Here is a 21,572-nt window from a genome sequence, read left to right as displayed (position 1 = left end):
CGCACGCCTCATCGCAGCCAACGCAAGCCGCGGCCGCCCCGAAGCCCGGGGCGGCCGCCGCTTTTTGCTATCGAATGGTGCAGAGGGGTCAGATACCTAGGCACCACGTTGGTGCAAAGCAGCCTGTCCCCCTAGCTCCAGGGGTTGACTAGAGTTCGCAGGCAACCTTGTAGCCATCGCCGATGGTTTCGCGGATGTTGCCGCACTCGTTGGCATCGCCCAGCACGTGGGTGGCAACACCGGCTGCAGCCAGGTCGTCGGCCAGCTTGGTATTGGGACGATAGCCCATGGCAAGCACCAGCGTATCGGCACCGGTGATGGTGTGGACCTCGCCGTCCTTCTCGTAGCTGATGGTGTCCTCGGTGATCTCGGTCACCTTGGCCTCGGTCAGCACGTGGACGCCCTTGGAGAGCATGCGCGTGATGAGCACCGCGCGGCCGGCGCCGCCCTCGTTGGCGGCGAGCGTCTTGGTCATCTCGATAACGGTGACATCGCGATTGGCCGGCGACAGGTCGTTGACCAACGGGGCCAGGTAATCGGCCGTCTCGCAGCCGACGGTGCCGCCGCCCACGATGACGATCTTCTTACCCGGGAAAGCCTTGCCGCCCAGCAGGTCGTCAGCCGTCATAACCTGCTTAAAGCCCTGCATAAAGGCCGGAGCGATGGGCTCGGCGCCATAAGCCAGGACAACCTCGTAGCCCGCGTAATCGCGCTGAATGTCCTCGGCCGAAAGCTCGGTACCAAAGACGCACGTGACGCCGGCCTCGGCCAGGCGACGGTACTGATACTTGATCACACGAGTGAGCTCCTGCTTTGCCGGCGGAACGGCCGCAATGCGCATCTCGCCGCCCGGCTCGTCCTGCTTATCCACGAGCACCACGTTATGGCCGCGCTTGGCGGCGATGTAGGCCGCCTCCATGCCCGCGGGGCCGGCGCCCACAACGAGCACGTTCTTTGCCTCGGCGGCAGGCTCGTAGCCGGCCTCGTCGCGCTCCACGTCCGGGTTGACAGTGCAGGAGATGCGCTTGCCGAACATGATGCCGTTCAGGCAGCGCAGGCAGCCGATGCAGGGACGGATCTCGTCGGCGTTGCCGGCAGCCGCCTTATTGCAGAACTCGGCATCGCACAGGTTGGCGCGGCCCATCATGCAGATGTCGGCGGCGCCGTCCTCGATCAGCTCCTCGGCAATCCAGGCCTCGTTAATGCGTCCGACGGTGGCGACGGGAATGTTGACGTGCTTCTTAATCTCGCGCGAGCAGGCGGCATGCGAGGCCTGCTGCGTGCCGGCGGCAGGAATCGCGGAGCCGCGCTTGATGGTGGTACCACCCGACACATGAATCATGTCGACGCCGGCCTTCTCCAGGCGACGCGAGACGTAGATCATGTCGTTGAGGGTCAGGCCGCCATCGGTGTACTCGTCGCCCGAAATACGGACGTCGATGATAAAGTCCTTGCCGCAGCGCTCGCGAATCTCAGCGATGACCTCGAGCAAAAAGCGCATGCGGGCGTCGAGCGAACCGCCGTACTCGTCGGTGCGCTTGTTGTAGAGCGGAGTCAAAAAGCCGCCAAGCATGCCGTGAGCGTGCGCCGCATGGACCTCGACGCCATCGACGCCAGCCTTCTGCATGCGCACAGCGGCATCGCCAAACTGATGTGTGAGCTCGTGAATCTCATCAACCGTGATGGGACGCGGCGCCTCGCGGGCATAGGACGGACCCACAAAGGACGGAGCGATCAGGCGCGGCGTGCCTGGAATGTTAAAGGCCATGTAGGCGGGGTGGAAGAGCTGCGGCATGATCTTGCAGCCATGCTCGTGGACGGCTGCGGCGAGCTTTTCCCAACCGGGGATAAACGTGTCGTCATAGCAGCACATATCGCCCGGCAGATAGGTATAGGTGGGCTCGACCGTCACGACCTCGGTGATGATCAGGCCCACGCCGCCCTTGGCGCGGGCACGGTAATGATCGACCAAGTCGTCGGTCACATAGCCATGATCGGCCAGGTTGGTTGACACTGGCGGCATAAAGACGCGGTTCTTGACCTCGGTCGTACCGACCTTGATCGGGCTAAAGAGCATCGGATAGGCGGAGGACTCCATACAGGGTTCCTTTCGTTTGAGCCGCTCGGCGGCAGTTGATGACCTACCTATCGTATCAGCAACCGCGCAGTACCCGACCGCATGCGCTCCCCAGCTTCTGCTCGACCCACAAAAAAGTTGCGGTGGAATACGGAGTAGATAAGGCCTTTGACAGCCAAAACAGTCCGTATTCCACCGCAACTGATGGATGGGATGGGTTAGAGGCCCAGGTAGTTAGTCATGCCTTCGACGGCAAGCTTGGCGCCAGCTACAGCATGGACCACAGTGAGCGGGCCGTTGACCACGTCGCCGGCGGCAAAGACGCCAGGCACGGTGGTCATGCCGTGCTCATCGACCGAAAGAAGACCGCGATGGTCGGTCTCCAGACCGCCCGTCGTAAGCACCAGTTTGTCCTTGGGCACCTGCGAGGCCGCAATCACAACCGTGTCGGCGGGCACATGGTCAAGCTCTTCCTCGTAGCCCACCACGTTGTTGTCCTCGTCAAAGATAGCCGTCTCGAACACCGGACCGTTATCGTCGATGGCACAGATCGCCTTGCCGCGCACGATCTCGGCACCGTCAAGCTCGGTCAGCTCAACCTCGTCATCGATGGCCGAAATATGGCGCGATCGGGCATACACGGTAACCTTACGAGCGCCCGAGCGCAGGGCCGTGCGGGCGACATCCATGGCCACATTGCCGGCGCCGATAACCGCCACGTTCTGCCCGATCGCCACGCTCGTGGGATCGACCAGATAATCGATACCAAACAGCACGTTGCCGCGCGACTCGCCGGGAATACCCAGCTTGCGGGCTCGCCAGGTACCGGTGCCCACAAAGACTGCATCGTAGCCGTCGCGCAGCAGGTCGTCGATATGCAGCGCACCGCCGATGGTGGTCGAGGGGCGAACGCGCACGCCGAGCGAGCACATCACGTGACGGTACTTTTGCACGAGTGCACGGGGCAGGCGGAACTCGGGGATACCGTACTCCAGCACACCGCCGATCTCGGGACGCTGCTCAAACACCGTGACAGCACAGCCCAGCTGAGCCATCTTAATGGCAACGGTAATGCCAGCAGGACCGGAACCGACCACGGCAACCTGTCTGCCGCACGACGGCGCGGGCTTCCACTCCTTACGGTCCAAATATGCAGTCGAGATATAGTTCTCGATACTCGAAAAATGCACCGGTGTGCCCTTGCGGCCCTGGATGCACGCGCCCTCGCACTGGCCCGAATGGTTGCAGATCATGGAGCAGACCGCGCTCATGGGATTGTTCTGGAACAGCAGCTCGCCCGCCTCTTCCAGACGACGCTGTTTGAACAGGTCAATGACCTGCGGGATAGGTGTCTGAACCGGGCAGCCTTTAAGCTGGCAGAACGCCCTTTTGCAACCTAGGCAACGATTCGCCTCTTCGACAATGTGGATAGCCACGCAACTCCCCTTTTTGACGTAATCCAATGAGACGACGATAAAGACCCTTCACCGTCGCCCCCAGTCAGACAAGCTCAATTTGCCGCCACAGCAAAAGCCAATGCTATATCTCGCGATGCGATGCCCCGCAGCGAGCGGACATGCGCCCGAGTGTCGTCAGGCAGCCAGCCACCGTCGCCGGCACGCTGTTCTCGACCACGCAGGGAATCCCAGGGCGGGCGGCAGCCGCCCAGGCCACCACGGGCTCAAAGTCATAACGGCCCGTCTCGCCCACGCCGTGGCACACCAGGCGCGAACCTGTACCGTCGCACCAACCGGCCTCGTCCTCGTTGTCGACGACTTCAAAATCCTTGGCATGCAGCACGCGGATCTTGCTGCCGCATAAGTAGAGCATACGCGCGGTGATTTCCTGCGCCTCGTTAACGACGCTGGGGTGCAGCAGCGACACCGGGTCGTAGATCACGCCGAGCGCTGGGCTCGAGACGCGCTCCAATACCTCGCGGCAGCGATCCGGTGTGTTGACCGTCTCGTTCCAGCCGGGCTCAATCAGTATTTGCCCACCAACGGCCTCGGCGCGCTCACAGACACGTGCGAGTCCGTCCATAAACGCATCGAGTGCCTCGTCGGTCATACGGTCGTCAGCAACGCGGTTCTGCGCATTGGGACGACCGGTCTCGGTGCCAACAGGACATCCGCCGAGCATCTGGGCAAAGTTCAAGCATGCCTCGTACTCGGCAAAGTTATCCATGAGCTGTTGTCGATCGGGCGTCGCCAGATTCTTATAGCAGCCGAGCACGGCAACCGAAACGTCCGCCTCGTCGAGCACCGCACGCAGGTGCTCGGCAAGCTCGCGAGTCAGGCCGCCCCGATCGATCCCCATCGATGCGTAGAGCACCTTGCTCGGCAGTTGGATGCACGAAAAGCCCAGCTCTCCTGCCATGCGAATGCGTTCCTCGACGGTTCCCTGCACAAGATCGTGCAAACGTACGCCCGGAGTAATGGCCCCCACGCTATTCACGCCCCTTTTGAGCGTTGATGCCCGGGGTGTAGCCGCCAAACGGGTCATCGATGGAGCACACGCCCGAAGGGGCGAGCGGATCGCGCTTACCGGCCAACTTGTCATGATGCATAGTCTCGATATAGGCGAGCACCAGCGGCGCCACGCCCTTCGCGTCGTTTTTGACGACGGGCTCGCTCATGTAGTAGCCAAACGTGCCCTCGCGGTGCGCGGTGTTGCCAAGACCCGCCACCAGGCAGATGTTGTCGAGCGCCAGCTGCCCGTCGCGCTCGGACAGGCACGTGTCGCAGATGCCGTCAAACGCACGGCGGCCGTACTGGTAGTAGCGCTCGCCCAGCACGCCCAGGCGCACGCCCTTCATGATGGCGTTGGCAAAGATGGCGCTGCCCGACTCCTCCAGATAGTTGGGGGCGATATTGGGCAGGTTGATGACCTGGTGCCACATGCCGGTCTTCTCGTCCTGATACGGCAGCATGGCGTCGATCAGGTCGTGGAACATCTTGCGGATCTCGTCCTTCTCGGCCGACATCGAGGGCGGCATGAGCTCCCAGGTATCGATGAGCGCCATGGCGAACCAGCCCTCGGCGCGCAGCCAGAAGTTGGCCGAAAGGCCGGTGACGGGATCGCACCAGAACTGCTTGCGGCTCGCGTCGTAGGCGTGATAGTACAGGCCGTTGAGGGGGTTGCGCATCAGGTCATGCACGACCTGGAACATATGGAAACTATCCGAGCAGGCACGGCGGTTGTGGAAGCTCAGCTCGTACTGCATGTAGAACGGCTGCGCCATGTACATGCCGTCGAGCCAGATCTGGTTGGGGTAGACGGCTTTGTGCCAAAACACACCCTCTTTGGTACGCGGCTGGGTTTCGAGCTGACGATAGATGGTATCCATGGCGGCACGGTACTTGGGCTTGCCCACCAGGTCATAGAGTTTGTAGAGGGTTTTGCCCGCATTGACGTTGTCGAGGTTGTATTCCTGGGGATCGTAATGCTTGATGGTGCCGTCATCCTGGACAAAAAAGTCGATATAGTCGTCAGCGAAGGTCAGGTAGCGCTGCTCGCCGGTGATCTCGTACAGCTCGATGAGTGCCTTGATCATGCAGCCGTCAATGTAATTCCAGGTGTTCTCCTTGCCGGCGCGAAGCTTTTCGATATTCCAGGCCGGCGCCTGAGGCGTAGAGGTCTCGATCAACTGCTCGATATAACGGTCCAGAATCTGATTGCAACCCATTGCTGTCCCCTCTGACGTTATTGATGGGTGAACGTTTCCCCTAGTGTAACGCGAACGGGGATTATAGGGTGAACGTTAACCCTATAATCCCCGTGAACGGCAAACTTTTAACGGCAAACGGCGGTGAGGCCCGCAGCGATGCGATGCGCCAGGCGCTCATAGCCGGTAGGGCTGTAATGCAGACCGTCCGGCATGTAGAGCTCGCGGTGCTCCGGCAAAAACGGGCTGATGCCGCTTTGCGCATACAGGTCGATCACCGGCACCGAGTAGCGATCGCAGACCTCCAGCATCGCGCGCACATAGGCGTCTTGCGTCAGGCCCAGATGGTTGGCCTCGTTGCTTGCCGGAATATCCTTCTCGTGTTTGCCGCTCGTCTTGCACGGCGTCATAAACACCAGCTTTGCCTGAGGCGAGCGCGCCGTGATGGTGCGGATCAGGTAGTCGAGCGCACCGTAGAACTCGTGCACGTCCGTGCTGCCCAGCTCTCCCAGCGGCACGTTACGGCTAAAGTCGTTAACGCCGCCAAAGACGATGCAGATATCTGCCGTGTGATCGATGCCGTCCAAGCGCTCGACAAACGAATCGCTACGGTCGGCCTTGACGGCAATACGCGAACCCTTAATACCAAAGTTCTCGATCGTAGCGCCGCCCAGCAGCGCACCCAGGTGCGAAGTCCAGGAGATATCGTTGCCTCCCCCGCCGCATCCGTTATCGCCCCAGGTGGTCGAATCGCCAAAGCAGCAGATGGTCGATTCGCTCAAGTTTTTCGTTTCCATATTCTTCTCCTCACCCGCACACCGGCGGTCATACAGGTACATACCGTTCATTCGCAACATCCGAGGGGCTATGCGTGGGCGCATTCCGCAACTTGCGAATCGAGCCATTCGATATCCTCGGCAAGATGCGCCACGCCCAGGTGGTGTCCACCCGGGCAGACCTCGTGCAGAAGGTTTTCGTCCTTGCCCAGCAGCGCGTAGGCGTCGCGAACGATATCGAGCTGCTCGTCTACGTTCGCAAGCCCGCGGGCGCCGTTGAGATGGTCTTTCTCGCAGCTCTGAACCAAGAGCGGCCGTGGCGCGACAAGCGATGCAATGTCGCCCATGTCGAGCAGACGCCAGAGTCCAGGCGTGTAATTGCAGCTGCAATTGCCGTTGAGGTGCAGTAGCGAATCATCAACGCCGTACAGATAGCCCGAGACAAACGCCTTGCGCACGCGCGGGTCGAGCGCGGACAGGTACAACGTCATGTAACCGCCGCCCGAAAAACCAAAGCAGCCCAGGTCGTCCATGGCAATGTCACCGCGTGTCTCCAAGTAATCAATCAAGCGCATGTTGTCCCAGGCGTTGAGGCCCGCGACCGTAAGACCCAGCGGCTCGGCCATACGTGCTTGATTCAGACACGTACCGCGCAGGTAGCTGTTCTCGTCGTCGCCCTGACCCTTCCAGTCACGACGGTATCCCCAACCACGCGCATCGGGGCAGACGGTCACGTAACCCATGCGCGCCAAACGCAGACCGTAGTCGTAATTGAACTTACGCACGGCATCGTCGACCGCCGGCACGCCCGCAACGCCGGCTATGCTTGCAGCACCCGCCCCCTGGTGACCATGCGGGCAGATATAGCAGCGCTTGAGTCCCCGCTCGTCAAGCTTGGGGCGGGACGGCTCCAACAGGTAAAACGGCATCCACACATCGTGCTCAACCTGCAACACCGCATGAGTACGCACGATGCTGCCGGCAACCCGCACGCGATTGAGCTCACGAATCTCAATCGGGGCGCGGTCCATAAGCGAAAGACCCAAAATATCGTACAGACGAGTCCTGGTCGCAGCCTTCCATGCCTCAAAGTCTATGGGAGTCTTGCCCGTAAATGCGGCCGAGCGCCCCTCGCGCTTCAGTCGGGCGCGCAGCGCAGGTTCGTCCTCGTAGTACGTCTCGATGTGCACGGTGCGGCCATTGGCAGATAGCCCGGCCGTCTCTACCGCATCACCGTCGCCGCCCTCGGGATCCCAACCATCCGTGCCGGCAAGCACTCGGTCACGCGCATAGCGTTCGGAATCCTGACCGGTCAGGCAATGCGCCCACGGCACCCAAGCGGCAGTATCACCCGCCGGGCCAAACAGGGCACCGCCGGCATACAGGGTGCCGTCATGTGCCGCTGGCTTATTCCAATCCCACCAACCCTCGAGTGAAATATGGGGGCCCAGCCAGCATTCGAGCAAAACGGTCTGGGCCCACTCGCGCCATGGACGACCCAGATAGACCGATCCGGGGGCAATGCCCTCATCGGCTGTAAACGAACAGCCATGAAACACAAATCCGTACGGCTCGCCCTGAGGCGTGGAGGCTGCCGTTACATACCCGTTGACATCCATATTGCGGTTGAGCGAGCGAATCTCACACCCCTCAAAGTAGGCACGCGCGCCGCCAAAGATAAAGTCGACATCGCCCTCGATCCGGCAACGTCGAAAATACTGCCGCCCCACGCGGCGCGGGGCGAACTGCTTGGGGCCTATAAAGCCGCCCGGCTTGGCCTCGCGCGGCGGCAGCGGCCCCAAAAAGAGCGTGTCCTGGTGTCCCTTAATGCAGCAGACATCGACAACCAGGCGGTCACCATCGGCATACAGGGCAATCGCCTGGCCGACCTCGCGCCCATCACCGGCGTTGTTTTCGATTGTTAGACCCGCAAGCGTCACGTCGTCGGCATCGACCAGCACCGTGTACGTACGGAAGGTGCCGAGTCTTCCATCCTGGCCGCTACCATCTTCCGAAGGCATCTTGGCACCCAGGCCTCCCACGATACGCACGCTGTCGGCCGTCTCGCCCTCGAGCGTCACATGCGGACGACGAATTTCGACCCGTTCGCGGTACTCACCCGGCGCCACCAGCACGCGCACCGGCACGGTCGCATCGGGCACACACCGCTCCGCCGCCTCGAGCGCCGCCGAAATGCTGCGATACGCGCCTTCGCGTTCGAGCGATACCTCAAAGAGCTGTTCTTTACCACTCATCTGTCATTACGCTTTCTGTCACAGAACACCCACCGTGCAATACCGGCACCTATAGATTGCGTGCGACAGCCGGGCAGACCCGACCGTCGCACGCCTCAACATGCCGTATTCACTTGTGCAGGAGCACTACCCTACGCGCGGATAACCTTGTCGACGTTTTGCAGCTGCAGCTCGTCGCCATCCTGACCCTCGATGCGCACGTTCTGCAGGTCGAGGACTTTCACGTTCTGCGCGATGATGCCCTGGCGCACCATGGGCTCCACGCCGCAGGCCATGGCCGGCACAAAGGGCTCGGCATCGGCGGCAAAGGTCACATGGACATCCTGGAACGTCAGGCGCGTCACCTTGCTCTCGGGAAGGCCCGTGATATAGGCCGCGGCCGCATGGCAGTTGATGGCCTCGATATCGCAAAACGTCGTGGCGCCAAAGCCGGGCGTACGGTCGTCGACGGGCAGCGCCTCGCGAGACTGCACGTAGTCGGTCTTGCCGTCCTTGTCGCAGAAGTAGAACGAGTTGACCACGAAGGGCGTGAGCACCTTATCCATGCGAATGTGCTCGAAGGTGATGCCCTCGTTGACGGCGTCCTTGCCGCGTCCGCGGCGTGTCTTGACGCGCAGGCCGCGGTCGGTGCGCTCAAAGAGGCACTTGCTCACGGTGAGGTCCTTGATGCCGCCGGCGGCCTCGGATCCCAGCACCACGGCGCCGTGGCCGTCGTGCATGTAGCAGTGCGAGATCAGCACGTCGTGCGTGGCGGGACGGAGCTCGGGTTCAATGCCCAGTTTGCCGCTCTTGATGGCGATGCAGTCGTCCCCCACCGAGAACTGACAGCCAAGGATGCGGACAAAACCGCAGCTCTCGGGATCGAAACCGTCGGTGTTGTGGGAGTTCTTGGGACCCTCGATGGACAGGCACAGGGCATCGACGTGCTCGCACAGAATGGGATGGATATTCCACGCCGGGCTGTTGCGCACGGTAAAGCCGGCAAGACTCACGTTTTCGCACTCGGACAGGAAGATCATGCGCGGGCGGGCGATCTCGCGGCCCTCCTCGGGACGGAAGATGTTCTTAAAGTCCTTGTTCCACCAGTTGTCCTCGGCAAAATCGGTCTGGCCGTCGATGGCGCCGCGGCCATAGATGCACACGTCGTGCACGCTCAGGCCCGTAAAGGTCGAACAGTAGGTCGAGAAGCTCTCGCCCTCCCAACGGCCCAGGGGCAGCATATCGGTGCCGGCGTACCCAGCCCCCTCGTCACCCGTGACCATGCCCGGAATGTAGGCAAGCGCCGCGCGGTCGTGACGGGCCAGCAGCACCGCGCCCTCGGCGAGCTCGATGTTGATATTGCTCTTAAGGAAGAGGGACTTGATGCGGTAGTTGCCGGCGGGGATCAGCACGCGACCGCCCTTGGGGCAGGCCATGATGGCAGCCTGGATATTAGTGGTGTCGTCGTGCTCGGCATCGCCCTTGGCTCCGCAGTCGCGAACGTTGATGGTAAAGGGCTCGGCCGGCGTGGTGACGCCCACACTCAGCTCGCGCTCGCCGCAGACAAAGCGGATCAGGTTGCGCTTACCGGGAACCAGGCCGTCAACATAGGTCTCGACCGTGTTCGTGGTACCGGCGGGCTCATCGTTGACAAAAATCTCCCACGTATCGGCACAGGTAAAGTAGCCGCCATCGTCGAGCTCGATAACGGCCGCGCGGGCGTTGCGCCAGATAACGTTCGTCTCCATGGGTCTCTCCCTCAAATGTAATCAGAAGTTCATACTACTCGTTTTTAAAAAAGGGCCGTACCCGCCGGTGGATCTCCGGTGGCACGACCCTTTGGTTTGGACGATGCGCCTGCCCTACTCGGCGGGAATTACGCTGCCGTCCTGGAAGCCAACATTGTTGTGGGCGAAGCAGTCCTCGTACTTAAAGCCGGAGAGCTCCTCGCAAAGCGCCTTGACCTCGGGCTTGACGTCGGCCATCTTGCCACCCTCCTTGACACGGTGAATCTCGTCGCAAAGGATGTCGCACTGCTCCTTGTCAATCTTGATGCCGCGGGCAAGGACGGCCGCGAGCAGGAAGAAGCCGGCGCAGCCAATGAGCATGTAGCCGCAGATGTACAGAGGCACGGTGGCGGGCTGGGTCACGGCGTCGCTGTTGCCGGCGGTCTGAATGAAGCCGGAGGCAGCAAGGACGATAGCCCATACGTTGACGGCAACAGCCTGGGCGATCTGCTGGCAGAGCTGCTGTGCGGAGCTGTAGATGCCCTCGCGACGACGCAGGGTGATGAGCTCATCGACATCGGGGATGTAGTTGAGCAGAACATCGGGCAGATACTGGAAGCCAACGTAGAAGAACTTCCAGATGGCGAAGATGATGGGGTAGGCGATCATGGCGATGGCGACCGTGGAGGTGCCGTTGATCTGACCAAAGGCGAAGTAGTTGTAGGCGATGATGCACGCGGCGCAACCGACGTTTGCCAGGTACCAAGACTTGTGGAAGCCCTTCTTGGCCATGAGGGCGACCCAGATGGCGGTGCAGACGATAGCGACGACCTTGCCGGGCATCTCCATCACGGACTCGTAGGACTTAGGAATCTGCAGACAGTAGACGATGAAGAAGGACAGGCACGCAGACCAGCAGGCAGCGGCGAGCTTCGTGGAGACCTGCGCATACAGGACCTTGCGGAAGGACTTGTTGCGGAAGGTAGAGATAACGTCGATGAAAAACTTCTTGATACCCTCGCCGACGCTCTCGATCTTCTCCTGAGCGACCTCCTCGGGGGTGTGCTCCCACGTAGACAGGTACACGCAGAGCAGCGAGATTGCCATGACCGAAGCGTTAATCGTAGCAATAATGAAGTAGCTGAACGGGTTGGTCTCGCCGAAGGTGCCAAAGCCAAAGCCGACGAGTGCTGCCATCAGGAAGCCGGCGGCGTTACCAAAGAGGTGCTTGTAGCCGGTGAGGTACGTACGCTCCTTGAAGTCATCGGTCATCTCGATGGTAAGCGGCGACAGGTTGGCAGTGCAGAATGTGTACGCGACGTTGTAGATCAGGTACAGCGCAAAGTAGTACGGGAAGCCAAACGGCGTAGCCACAAAGATGAGCGGCTCAGCGACCATCATCGGGATAGCGAGCAAGATCCAGAAACGGCGACGACCAAAGATGCGGCCGATCTTGGTGGCATAGAAGTTATCGGCCACAAAACCCATCAGCGGGCAAAGAATGGCGTTGAGATAGATGGCGAACGAGCTAATCAGCGCAGCCTCGCCTGCGGACAGGCCGCACTCCGTGGACAGGAACAGCACCATGTAGCTGTGCGTAAAGCTCAGGGCACCGGAGTTGAGCATGCCGCCCATACCAAAGCCCAAGCGCGTCCAGAATGTGATTTTGCGCTTTTTTCCAATCTTATTAGTCATCGAGCTCCCTCTCTTCTCTCGATTGTCTTGTAACAAGACATTGGAATCCATACCGACATCCGTCTGCATGTCGTTCAGGGTGAACGTTTAGCTAGATTATGCGCGATTGCTTATGATAGGTGAACGTTCACTTGTATATTATCCTTGAACGGTCGTTTTTTGCCGTTAAACGGACATCTGACTTGAAAAAAATCACGATTACATGGGTATTGAGTGGGTTTAAATTTGAGGTCGATTAGGTGAACGTTTATTGTTTTCGCCGCTCCCGTACCCTCAGAAAGACACGCCCGAACAGACAGAACAAACATGGCCCCGCCGGGAACACTCCCGACGGGGCCATGGTCAATAGCGCCCTATGCGAACCCATTTACCGCTACAGGCAGACGCCGTCCTTCCAGATGCTGATCTCGTGACAGCCGCGGCGCTCGGCACTCGTAAGCTTGCCGCTCGCCGTCTCTAGCACCAGCTGGTACAGGTCGTGGGCAGCCTCGTCGAGCGTACGCTCGCCCGTGGCGACCACGCCGGCGTTAAAGTCCATCCAGTTGGCCTTGTGGTCGCACAGACGCTGGTTGGTGAACACCTTGAGTGTAGGCGCCGGTGCGCCAAACGGCGTGCCGCGGCCGGTCGAGAACAGGATTACGTGGCAGCCGGCAGCCGTCAGGGCCGTGGTGGATACCATGTCGTTACCCGGGCCGCACAGCATGTTCAGGCCATGCTTGGTAGCCTGACCGGCATACGGCAGCACGTCGACGATGGGGGCAGATCCGCCCTTTTGCACGCAGCCGCAGCTCTTGTCCTCGAGCGTGGTAATGCCGCCGTCCTTGTTGCCGGGGCTCGGGTTCTCATAGACGACCTCCCCGTGGCTGATAAAGTAGTCCTTAAAGCCGTTGAGCATGTCGGCAGCTGCGTTAAAGACGTCCTGGCTCTCACAGCGATCGAGCAGAATGCTCTCCGCGCCAAACATCTCGGGAACCTCGGTGAGCACCGACGTGCCGCCGCGGGCGACGACCATATCGCTCACGCGACCGATCGTGGGGTTGGCGGTAATGCCCGAAAGACCGTCAGAGCCGCCGCACTTAAGGCCAATGACCAGCTCGGAGGCAGGAATGGGCTCACGCTTGGCCTGCTTGGCCAGGTCGGCAAGCTCGGACAGGATCTTGTGACCCTCGACCTGCTCGTCGGCTACATCCTGGCAGGCGAGGAATCGAACGCGCTCGCGATCGAAGTCACCGAGCTCGTCGAGTACCTGCTGGTGCGTGCAGTTTTCGCAACCGAGGGACAGGAACAGCACACCCGCAGCGTTTGCGTGACGCGAGAGCGCCACCAGCAGACGGCGCGTCTGGGCATGGTCGGCACCGGTCTGCGAGCAGCCAAAGGGATGCGGGAAGTAGTAAACGCCCTCCAGCGAGCCCTCGACCAGATCCTGAGCCTGCTCGCACATGGCACGTGCGACCTCGTTGACGCAGCCGACCGTGGGGATGATCCACAGCTCGTTGCGCGTGGCGGCGCGGCCGTCAGCGCGGCGGAAACCCATAAAGGTCTCGGGCGCAACCGGCTCAACGACCGGATGCGTCGGGTTGTAAGCGTACTCGACCTCGCCCGAAAGGTTGGTCTTGACGTTATGCGTATGAAGCCACTGACCGGGCTGGATGTCGCCCGTCACGTGGCCGATAGGAAGACCGTACTTGACGACGTCCTCCCCCGCCGCAATGGCACGCACGGCCATCTTGTGGCCCTGCGGAATATCCTCCGCGGCAACGACCTCGCCCACCCCGGGAACCGCGACAGCGGTGCCCTTGGCAAGCGGCGACAGCGCGACGATCACGTTATCGGCCGGATTGATCTGGATAGTGTTCATTACAAATGGTCCTAACCCTACAGGTTGAGCAGAAGTCAGCGGGCGCCCGCCAGTTGCCCGGCGGGCGCACAGAAGGATTTAGGCCTGGGCGTTGGCGAAGGCCTGTTTGGCGCCCTCGACGCGCACGACGGCAAGCGCGTTGACGACGAACTCCTCAAGGCCGGCAATCTGCGTAAGGTCCTCGCCCCACATCTGCTCGTTACTGAGCACGTCGTGCACCAGCTCGGCATCGTCTGCACCGGCGTGGGCAGCGTAGAAATCGAGCACGAAGGCGTCGTCCTGAGCGGTGTACTCGGTGCCGTCGGCACGGCGCAGGTGCAGGCCATCGCCCTCGCGGGACACAAGCTCCTGCGTATAGAAGGCAATGAGCGTAGCGAGGCTCGTCGCCAGGCACTTGGGCAGGCTGCCGGTCTCGGCAACATAGTCCTTGAGCGTGGGCAGGTCGCGAGCACGCCATTTGGCGGTTGAGTTGAGGCAAATGGAGAGCAGCGCGTGGTCGATAAACGGGTTGTCGAAGCGGTTCTCGACGGCGGCGGCAAAGGCCTTGCAGTCCTCGACATCCAGATCGGCGGCAAGCGTCGGGATGACCTCGTCGTAGAGCATGGTGTTCATGAAGCCACGGACGGTCTCGTCGTGCATGCAATCGCGCACGATGTCAAAGCCGGCAACCCAGGAGCCCGGAACAAAGGCAGTGTGGGCGCCGTTGAGGATGCGGACCTTGCGCTTCTTGTACGGGGTGACATCGGGGGTCACAAAGACGCCCGGCAGGCCGGCCTTCACGAAGGGCAGCTTCTCGGCAAGTGACTCGTCGCCCTGGATACCCCACATCTGGAAGGGCTCGCGCACGGCCAGGAAGGGATCTTCGTAGCCCAGGCGCTCGGCCACGGCAGCGGCCTCCTTGGGGTCGCGGATGCGGCCGGGGACGATAGTGTCGACGAGCGTGGTGCAGACGGTGCAGTCGTCGGCCATCCACTGCGCAAACTCGTCCTCCCAGCCCCAGTCGCTCACGTACTGGTTCATGATGCGCAGCAGCTCCTCGCCGTTGTGATCGATGAGTTCGCAGGCGAGCACAATGACGCCCGGCTTGCCGGCGGCCCAGCGGGTGTGGAGCACCTGGGCAAGCTTAGCGGGGAAGCTCGCGGGCGGCATGTCGTCGGCCTTGCAGGACGGATCGTAGGCAATGCCAGCCTCGGTGGTGTTGGAGACGATAATCTCCAAATCGTCGGAGACGGCGACCTCCATCATGGCGCGGTAGTCGTCCTCACGATACGGATTGAGGCAGCGGCTGCAGGCGCTGATCACACGGGACTCGTCGACCGTGTTGCCGTTCTCCTTGCCGCGCACCAGCACGGTGTACAGGTCGTCCTGAGCGTTAATGCCGTCGGCAAAGCCAAAGGCACCGCTGATGGGCTGGACCATGACAACCTTGCCGTTCCAGCCGGTTGCCTCGTTGCCCATGTCAAAGAAGCGGTCGACAAAGGCGCGCAGGAAATTGCCCTCGCCAAACTGCAGAACCTTCTCGGGCGCGTCCTTGGGCAGCAGGTAGCCCTTGTAGCCGATCTTCTCGAGCGTCTCGTAGCTGATGTTCTCCATCGATGTCTCTCCTTAGATTGCTGTTAGCGTGCAGGCAAAACGGGGGCGCCGCGTGTGGCAACGGCGCTCCCGAGTTCGGTGTGATTCGATGCGGATTTAGGCCTCGACGGTATCCAGGTCAAAGCCAAAGTAGCGGACCGCGTTGTTGTAGCTAATGTCGCGCACGATGGCTCCCAGCAGCTCCATGTCGGCCGGATACTTGCCCTGCTCGACCCACTCGCCGATTACGCCGCACAGCACGCGACGGAAGTACTCGTGACGCGGGTAGGACAGGAAGGAGCGGGAATCGGTAAGCATGCCCACAAAGTTGCCCAGCACGCCCTCGTTAGCCAGAGCCGTGAGCTGCTCGCGCATACCGATCTCGTTGTCGTTGAACCACCAGGCAGAGCCGTTCTGGATCTTGCCGGCGGTCGGAGCCTCCTGGAAGCAGCCCATCACGGTATCGATCATGGTGTTGTCGATGGGGTTCAGGCTGTACAGGATGGTCTTGGGCAGACCCGTGGACTCCTGGATGGAGTTGAGGAAATCGGCCAGCTGGTCGGACGGCGTGTAGTTGGAGATACAGTCGTAGCCGGTGTCGGGACCGAGCTTGGCGAACATAGCGCGGTTGTTGTCACGCTTGCAGCCAAAGTGCAGCTGCATGGCCCAGCCAAGGCGGACATACTCGCCGGCGACGAACTGCATAAAGGCCGTCTTGTACTTGAGGACCTCGTCCTCGGTAAGCGGCTCGGCGGCAAGGCCCTTGGCAAAGATAGTCTCGATTTCGTCGGCGGTAGCCGGAACGTACATAACGTAGTCGAGCGCGTGGTCGGAAGCGCGGCAGCCCAGCTCGTGGGCAACGTCGTAGCGCTTGGAGATGGCAGCCTTCATGCCCTCGAAGTCGCTGATCTCAACGCCAGCAACCTCGGAGAGATGCTTGCAGTAGTCGGCGAACTCCTGGCCACGCTCGATGCGCAGGGCGGCATCGGGGCGCATGGCGGGAACGACCTGAACGTCAAAACTGTCGTCGGCGGCAATCTTCTTGTGCCACTCAAAGCTGTCGGCGGGGTCGTCGGTAGTGCAGATCATGCGGACGTTGGACTGCTTGATGAGGTTGCGGCAGGTAAAGCTGGCCTCGGCGAGCTTGGCGTTGGCAAGGTCCCAGACCTCCTGAGCGGTTTTGCCGTTCAGGACGCCCTCGTAGCCAAAGTAACGCTTAAGCTCCAGGTGGCTCCACTCAAAGACGGGGTTGCCCACGCAGCGGCCCAGGGTCTCGGCCCACTTCTGGAACTTCTCGCGAGCAGGGGCATCGCCGGTAATGAAGCGCTCGTCGACGCCGTTGGCACGCATTAGGCGCCACTTGTAGTGGTCGCCGCCCAGCCAAACCTCGGTAATGTTCTCAAAACGCTTGTCGTCCCAGATCTCCTTGGGAGAAATGTGGCAGTGGTAGTCAACGATGGGCATACCCTCGGCAAAGTTGTGGAACAGTTCCTCGCCGGTTTTGGTGCTCAGCAGGAAATCCTGATCGTCCATGAAGTTTTTCATCAAACAACCCCTTTGTTGGCGGAGCGGGCACACGATGCGCTCGTTATCCTCTAGGTGAACGTTCACTATACTAATTCATTGCGACTTAAAAGGTGAACGTTCACCTAACCACCATGGGGTGAACGGTCGATTTTGTCCGTTCAACGGTTGTTGGAGCCGTGACACGCATGCATTGCGGATGGACTAACGTCCCCGAACACCGAACCTGGGCGTTTTTGCTCAGGTGGGTCATGTCTCGGCGTACATTTTTGGGAATATTCAGCATCGGGGCGTACTGCGCACCGTCCTCGACGCCCTATTTGATGCGCATATCGCGCCCGATCGGCATAAAAAAGTGCCTCCGATGGCGATTTACGCCATCGGAGGCACTTAAAACAGTCGTTCTGAGCCTCTTTCGGAACACGCCATTGCTGAATACTCCAAAAAATGCACGCCGCAAGAGGGGGTACCTGACCAAACGGCTAAATTCCCGCAAGCTCGCAGTAGCGGTCGACGTTGCTGGCAAACACCATCTCCACAGCACCCTTCTGCACGGGCTCCGCCGGAGTTTTACCCCACAGCAAATACTCGCCCAAGGTCTTGGCACCACGGTAGGCCAAGCTCACCGGGTCCTTATAGACGATATTGGTAAAAATGCCACGGCGTAAGGCCAGGGCGCTCTCGGGGAACAGGTCGTTGCCGATCACCATGACCTTGCCGGCCTTGCCGCTCGAAACAAGCGCATCGGCGACCACCTCGGAACCAACGGCAAAAACGCTACAGATGAGCTCGGGAGCATCCGGCGCACTCAAGCGCTGCTCAAGCTCGCGCTCGAGCTGTTTGACTTGCGCATGGGCACCGGCAAGGTCCTCAACCCGCCATGGAATATCGTGCTCGCGCAGGTAATTATGAAAGGCGCGGGCGGTCAGATAGTGCGAGTCGGTATAAGGGTCGCCCGCCAACAGGAGCACGCGGGCGTCAGCCCCAGAAGCGTGGACCAGATTTGCCGCCTGCTCCGCCATAAGACTGCCCGCCGCGGAATAGTCCGCCAGACTGGCACCCAGGCGATCGAGGTGCGGGCGGTCGCCGTCTACGAGCTCGATTGTCACGCCCGCCTCGGCAATCTGCCTCAAGAGCTCGGTTGCGCGGTCATCGCCCGGAACATAGGCAAGCAGGCCATCAATCTTCTCGCCCACCTGCAGACGCTCATCAATCTGCTCGAGCGCATCGGCGTAGCCACCCACGCCAAATTCAACGCGCTCAACCGTAATGCCCTGATCGATGACCTCCTGCTCAAAGCGGTTGCAGCCTTCCCAAAGGTAACGGAAAAAGTACGCCCCCTCGCGCGATGCGCGGGGCAGGCAAAACACCAAGTTGATATCCTTGCGGCGCAGGCTCGAGGCACTTGTGTTGCGGTGGTAACCCATGGCCTCGGCCTTGGCATTCACCTTGGCACGCACGGATTCGCTCACGCCGGCCTTGCCCGTCAGGGCCTTATGCACGGTATTGATGGAAACGCCAAGCTCGGCGGCTATGTCCTTCATGGTTACGCGAGCGCTCATGGGGTTACTCCGTTATAGATAAGTTGCCAATTAACAGTACAGGTAACGATACCCCAAAATCACCCTTCAACTCGCCACGCTCGCCCCCAAATGTGCAAAGCGCCCCGCGAACGGATGCTCGCGGGGCGCTTGGATGACGGACCTTACTTGATACCGCGGCCCAAGTCTTCGGCAATTTTGTCCACGCCCTTAAGTGCGGCGCAGGTCTTTTTGTTGGAACAATGTCCTGTGCAAACGCCACCTTGAGCGCAGTCGGCGCAGGTGCCCTTGCGATAAATGCGCACGCACACGGCGACAAACGCAATACCGATAATAGCCAGTACAACAATATCGATAGGTGCCATAGCAAGCCTCCTCTAGTTAACCATCACTTACTTTACCCCATTCTCCACCTGCCAATAAGGGACAGGTATATTTTGGTCGGTTTTATCTGCAGAAACGCCACATCTCCCTCACCAAAAAGCCCGAGTGTCGCTGGGACACCCGGGCTCGTGGAAAGGGGCTGATCCTTATTCGGACTTAAGCGGAAACTGCAGCGGAAGCGGTGTTGGTCTCGTCCTCGTCGGTCCAAGCGTGCTTGGACATGGGACGGAAGATCTGGAAGAGCATCGCAACCAGCAGAACGATGGCTACAACCGTCCAAATACCAAACTGGCCAAGGACAAGCAGGTTGTAGAACTGGTTGATGAACAGGCCGATCACCCAGGCAAAGGCGCACTCGTAGCCGATGGCAATCGCGGTCCACTTGCCGGAGTCCATCTGGTTGCGGATAGTGCCCATGGCGGCAAAGCACGGGGCGCACAGCAGGTTAAAGGCGCCAAAGGCAACGCAAGCGCCCATGGTGGGAAACATGCCCGCAAACGCGGTCCACAGGCTCGGGTCGGTCTCGGCGGCGTCGGCAACGGACAGCAGCGAGCCGGCGGTGGCGACGACGTTCTCCTTGGCGACAAGTCCAGAGACAGTCAGCGCGGTGGCCTGCCAGGTGCTAAAGCCGAGCGGGGCGAAGATCCAAGCGACCAGGTTGCCCAGCATGGCGAGCACGGAGTAGTCCATAAACTCCTCAGGGATGCCGTCCATCGCAGGCAGGAAGCCGAAGGAACCGTTGTAGCTACCAAAGTTGGAGAGGAACCAAACCACGACGGTGGACGCGAAGATGACCGTGCCGGCCTTCTTGATAAAGGCCCAGCAGCGCTCCCATACATGCAGCGCCCAAGAGCGGATTGCCGGGAAGTGATAGGCGGGAAGCTCCATAACGAACGGCGTCGGGCGACCGGCGAAGAGCTTGGTCTTCTTGAGCATGAGGCCCGAGGCGATGACGGCAAAGACGCCCAAGAAGTAGAACAGCGGGCTGATCCATGCGGCGGTGGTGGAAGAATCGCCGATGATGGAACCCATGAGCAGAGCGATGATCGGCAGCTTGGCGCCACAGGGAATGAACGTGGTGGTCATGACCGTCATGCGGCGGTCCTTCTCGTTCTCGATGGTCTTGGTGGCCATGACGCCGGGGACGCCGCAGCCCGAGGACACGAGCATGGGGATGAAGGACTTACCGGACAGGCCAAAGCGGCGGAACACGCGGTCCATGATGAAGGCGACGCGGGCCATGTAGCCGCAGTCCTCCAAGAAAGACAGCATCACGAACAGCAGGAACATCTGCGGCACGAAGCCGAAGATGGCGCCCAGACCGCCGACGATACCGTCACAGACCAGCGAATCGACCAGGCCACCGTCCTCGGTGCCGCCCGCCACAAGGGCATCGTGCACCACGGTGGTAATACCCGGAACATAGGGGCCGTACTGTGCCGGGTCGACCGAGTCGGCGGCGTCACCCGCAGCCTCGACAGCTGCGTCGTAGGCGTCGCGGCCCTGGCCGAGCACATACCAACCGTCGGTGCCAAAGAGCTGGTCGTTGGTGAAGTCGGTCACCGTGCCGCCCAGGGTGGAAACGGCGATGTAGTACACGCAGAACATGATGACCACAAAGATCGGCAGGCCCAGGATACGGTTGGTAACCACGCGGTCGATCTTCTCGGAGGCGCTCATCTTGGCCGGAGCTTTGGTCATGCACTCGTCGATAATGTGGGCAATCACGCCATAGCGCTCGCCGGTGATGATGGACTCGGCGTCGTCGTCGCAATCCTGCTCGCACTGGGCGACCAGCTGCTCGACGCGAGCGGCCTTCTCCTTGGTGAGGTTGATGAGCTTGCAGGCGTCCGCGTCGCGCTCAAACAGCTTGACAGCGTAGTAGCGACGCTTGTTGGCGGGAACGCTCGCCGGCAGGTTGTTCTCGATGTGGTCCAGAACGTCCTCGATGGAGGAATCGAACTTGTGCTCCGGCACCTGGCCCTTGGAAGCAGCAGACTTCTTGACCTGCTCGAACAGCTCCTTGATACCCTTGTTTTTAAGGGCCGAGATCATCATGACCGGGCAGCCAAGCTTCTTGGAAAGCTTGTCCGTGTCGATCTTGTCGCCGTTCTTCTCCACGAGGTCGGCCATGTTGAGGGCCACGACCACGGGCAGGCCGGTCTCGATAACCTGAAGCGCCAGGTACAGGTTGCGCTCGAGGTTGGTGGCATCGACCACCTGGACAACGACATCGGGCTCGCCGCTCATGAGGTAGTCGCGCGAGCACTGCTCCTCGGGGCTGTAGGGGGAAAGCGAGTAGATGCCGGGGAGGTCCGTAATCGTGACGTTCTTGTCACTCAGGAGCTTGGCTTCCTTTTTCTCAACCGTGACACCGGGCCAGTTGCCAACGTAGCCGTTGGCGCCGGTGATCAGGTTGAAAAGCGTGGTCTTGCCGCAGTTGGGGTTACCCGCCAGCGCGACATGGATCTGAGAATCCGCCATTCAATCCTTCTTCCTTGTGTGCCCGCGCTGTCATCT

General features: G+C 60.7%; 14 protein-coding genes. All 14 read right to left on the bottom strand.

What is annotated here, in order from left to right:
- Positions 1 to 148: 148 nt before the first annotated feature.
- Positions 149 to 2,098, bottom strand: coding sequence for an NAD(P)/FAD-dependent oxidoreductase (locus DW821_RS08110; RefSeq protein ID WP_118066423.1), 1,950 nt, complete (start codon positions 2,096 to 2,098; stop codon positions 149 to 151).
- A gap of 197 nt (positions 2,099 to 2,295) precedes the next feature.
- On the bottom strand, positions 2,296 to 3,513 hold the full coding sequence (locus tag DW821_RS08105) for an FAD-dependent oxidoreductase (protein WP_118066421.1): 1,218 nt from the start codon (positions 3,511 to 3,513) through the stop codon (positions 2,296 to 2,298).
- Positions 3,514 to 3,616: 103 nt separating this feature from the next.
- Positions 3,617 to 4,522 (bottom strand): sugar phosphate isomerase/epimerase, encoded by a 906-nt coding sequence (locus DW821_RS08100; protein WP_158567559.1) that lies wholly within the window; start codon positions 4,520 to 4,522, stop codon positions 3,617 to 3,619.
- A 1-nt stretch (position 4,523) separates the two neighbouring features.
- Positions 4,524 to 5,762: a glycoside hydrolase family 105 protein gene (locus tag DW821_RS08095; protein WP_118066417.1), complete on the bottom strand. Its 1,239-nt coding sequence runs from the start codon at positions 5,760 to 5,762 to the stop codon at positions 4,524 to 4,526.
- A gap of 107 nt (positions 5,763 to 5,869) precedes the next feature.
- Positions 5,870 to 6,538, bottom strand: coding sequence for an SGNH/GDSL hydrolase family protein (locus tag DW821_RS08090; protein ID WP_233541142.1), 669 nt, complete (start codon positions 6,536 to 6,538; stop codon positions 5,870 to 5,872).
- Between the two features lie 68 nt (positions 6,539 to 6,606).
- Complete coding sequence (locus tag DW821_RS08085; protein ID WP_118066415.1) at positions 6,607 to 8,772, bottom strand: pectinesterase family protein; 2,166 nt, start codon at positions 8,770 to 8,772, stop codon at positions 6,607 to 6,609.
- Between the two features lie 131 nt (positions 8,773 to 8,903).
- Complete coding sequence (locus tag DW821_RS08080; protein ID WP_118066413.1) at positions 8,904 to 10,499, bottom strand: glycoside hydrolase family 28 protein; 1,596 nt, start codon at positions 10,497 to 10,499, stop codon at positions 8,904 to 8,906.
- 114 nt (positions 10,500 to 10,613) lie between these two features.
- On the bottom strand, positions 10,614 to 12,173 hold the full coding sequence (locus DW821_RS08075; RefSeq protein WP_158558724.1) for an MFS transporter: 1,560 nt from the start codon (positions 12,171 to 12,173) through the stop codon (positions 10,614 to 10,616).
- Between the two features lie 373 nt (positions 12,174 to 12,546).
- Positions 12,547 to 14,031 carry a UxaA family hydrolase gene (locus DW821_RS08070; RefSeq protein ID WP_118066411.1) on the bottom strand — a complete coding sequence of 495 codons (1,485 nt, stop codon included), beginning with the start codon at positions 14,029 to 14,031 and terminating at the stop codon, positions 12,547 to 12,549.
- 78 nt (positions 14,032 to 14,109) lie between these two features.
- The gene (locus DW821_RS08065) at positions 14,110 to 15,624 is read right to left on the bottom strand and encodes a tagaturonate reductase (protein WP_118066409.1); all 1,515 of its coding nucleotides are present in this window, start codon (positions 15,622 to 15,624) and stop codon (positions 14,110 to 14,112) included.
- Between the two features lie 96 nt (positions 15,625 to 15,720).
- Positions 15,721 to 17,148, bottom strand: coding sequence for a glucuronate isomerase (gene uxaC / locus DW821_RS08060; RefSeq protein ID WP_118066407.1), 1,428 nt, complete (start codon positions 17,146 to 17,148; stop codon positions 15,721 to 15,723).
- Positions 17,149 to 17,609: 461 nt separating this feature from the next.
- Positions 17,610 to 18,689, bottom strand: a complete 1,080-nt coding sequence (locus tag DW821_RS08055) for a LacI family DNA-binding transcriptional regulator (protein ID WP_117797109.1) — start codon at positions 18,687 to 18,689, stop codon at positions 17,610 to 17,612.
- Between the two features lie 143 nt (positions 18,690 to 18,832).
- Positions 18,833 to 19,033 (bottom strand): hypothetical protein, encoded by a 201-nt coding sequence (locus DW821_RS08050; RefSeq protein ID WP_117797110.1) that lies wholly within the window; start codon positions 19,031 to 19,033, stop codon positions 18,833 to 18,835.
- Between the two features lie 175 nt (positions 19,034 to 19,208).
- The gene (locus tag DW821_RS08045) at positions 19,209 to 21,536 is read right to left on the bottom strand and encodes a ferrous iron transporter B (RefSeq protein WP_118066406.1); all 2,328 of its coding nucleotides are present in this window, start codon (positions 21,534 to 21,536) and stop codon (positions 19,209 to 19,211) included.
- Positions 21,537 to 21,572 lie beyond the last annotated feature (36 nt).

It is taken from the genome of Collinsella sp. AM33-4BH (assembly GCF_003469205.1).
Taxonomy (GTDB): Bacteria; Actinomycetota; Coriobacteriia; order Coriobacteriales; family Coriobacteriaceae; genus Collinsella.
Note: the sequence above shows the minus strand (reverse complement) of the source record. Positions and strands in the feature narration are given on the sequence as shown.

Excerpts from the sequence above, each read along its gene's own strand:
- DW821_RS08110 (WP_118066423.1), bottom strand. The coding sequence starts at position 2,098 with ATGGAGTCCTCCGCCTATCCGATGCTCTTTAGCCCGATCAAGGTCGGT.
- DW821_RS08095 (WP_118066417.1), bottom strand. The coding sequence starts at position 5,762 with ATGGGTTGCAATCAGATTCTGGACCGTTATATCGAGCAGTTGATCGAG.
- DW821_RS08090 (WP_233541142.1), bottom strand. The coding sequence starts at position 6,538 with ATGGAAACGAAAAACTTGAGCGAATCGACCATCTGCTGCTTTGGCGAT.
- DW821_RS08085 (WP_118066415.1), bottom strand. The coding sequence starts at position 8,772 with ATGAGTGGTAAAGAACAGCTCTTTGAGGTATCGCTCGAACGCGAAGGC.
- DW821_RS08080 (WP_118066413.1), bottom strand. The coding sequence starts at position 10,499 with ATGGAGACGAACGTTATCTGGCGCAACGCCCGCGCGGCCGTTATCGAG.
- DW821_RS08075 (WP_158558724.1), bottom strand. The coding sequence starts at position 12,173 with ATGACTAATAAGATTGGAAAAAAGCGCAAAATCACATTCTGGACGCGC.
- DW821_RS08070 (WP_118066411.1), bottom strand. The coding sequence starts at position 14,031 with ATGAACACTATCCAGATCAATCCGGCCGATAACGTGATCGTCGCGCTG.
- DW821_RS08065 (WP_118066409.1), bottom strand. The coding sequence starts at position 15,624 with ATGGAGAACATCAGCTACGAGACGCTCGAGAAGATCGGCTACAAGGGC.
- uxaC (WP_118066407.1), bottom strand. The coding sequence starts at position 17,148 with ATGAAAAACTTCATGGACGATCAGGATTTCCTGCTGAGCACCAAAACC.
- DW821_RS08055 (WP_117797109.1), bottom strand. The coding sequence starts at position 18,689 with ATGAGCGCTCGCGTAACCATGAAGGACATAGCCGCCGAGCTTGGCGTT.
- DW821_RS08050 (WP_117797110.1), bottom strand. The coding sequence starts at position 19,033 with ATGGCACCTATCGATATTGTTGTACTGGCTATTATCGGTATTGCGTTT.
- DW821_RS08045 (WP_118066406.1), bottom strand. The coding sequence starts at position 21,536 with ATGGCGGATTCTCAGATCCATGTCGCGCTGGCGGGTAACCCCAACTGC.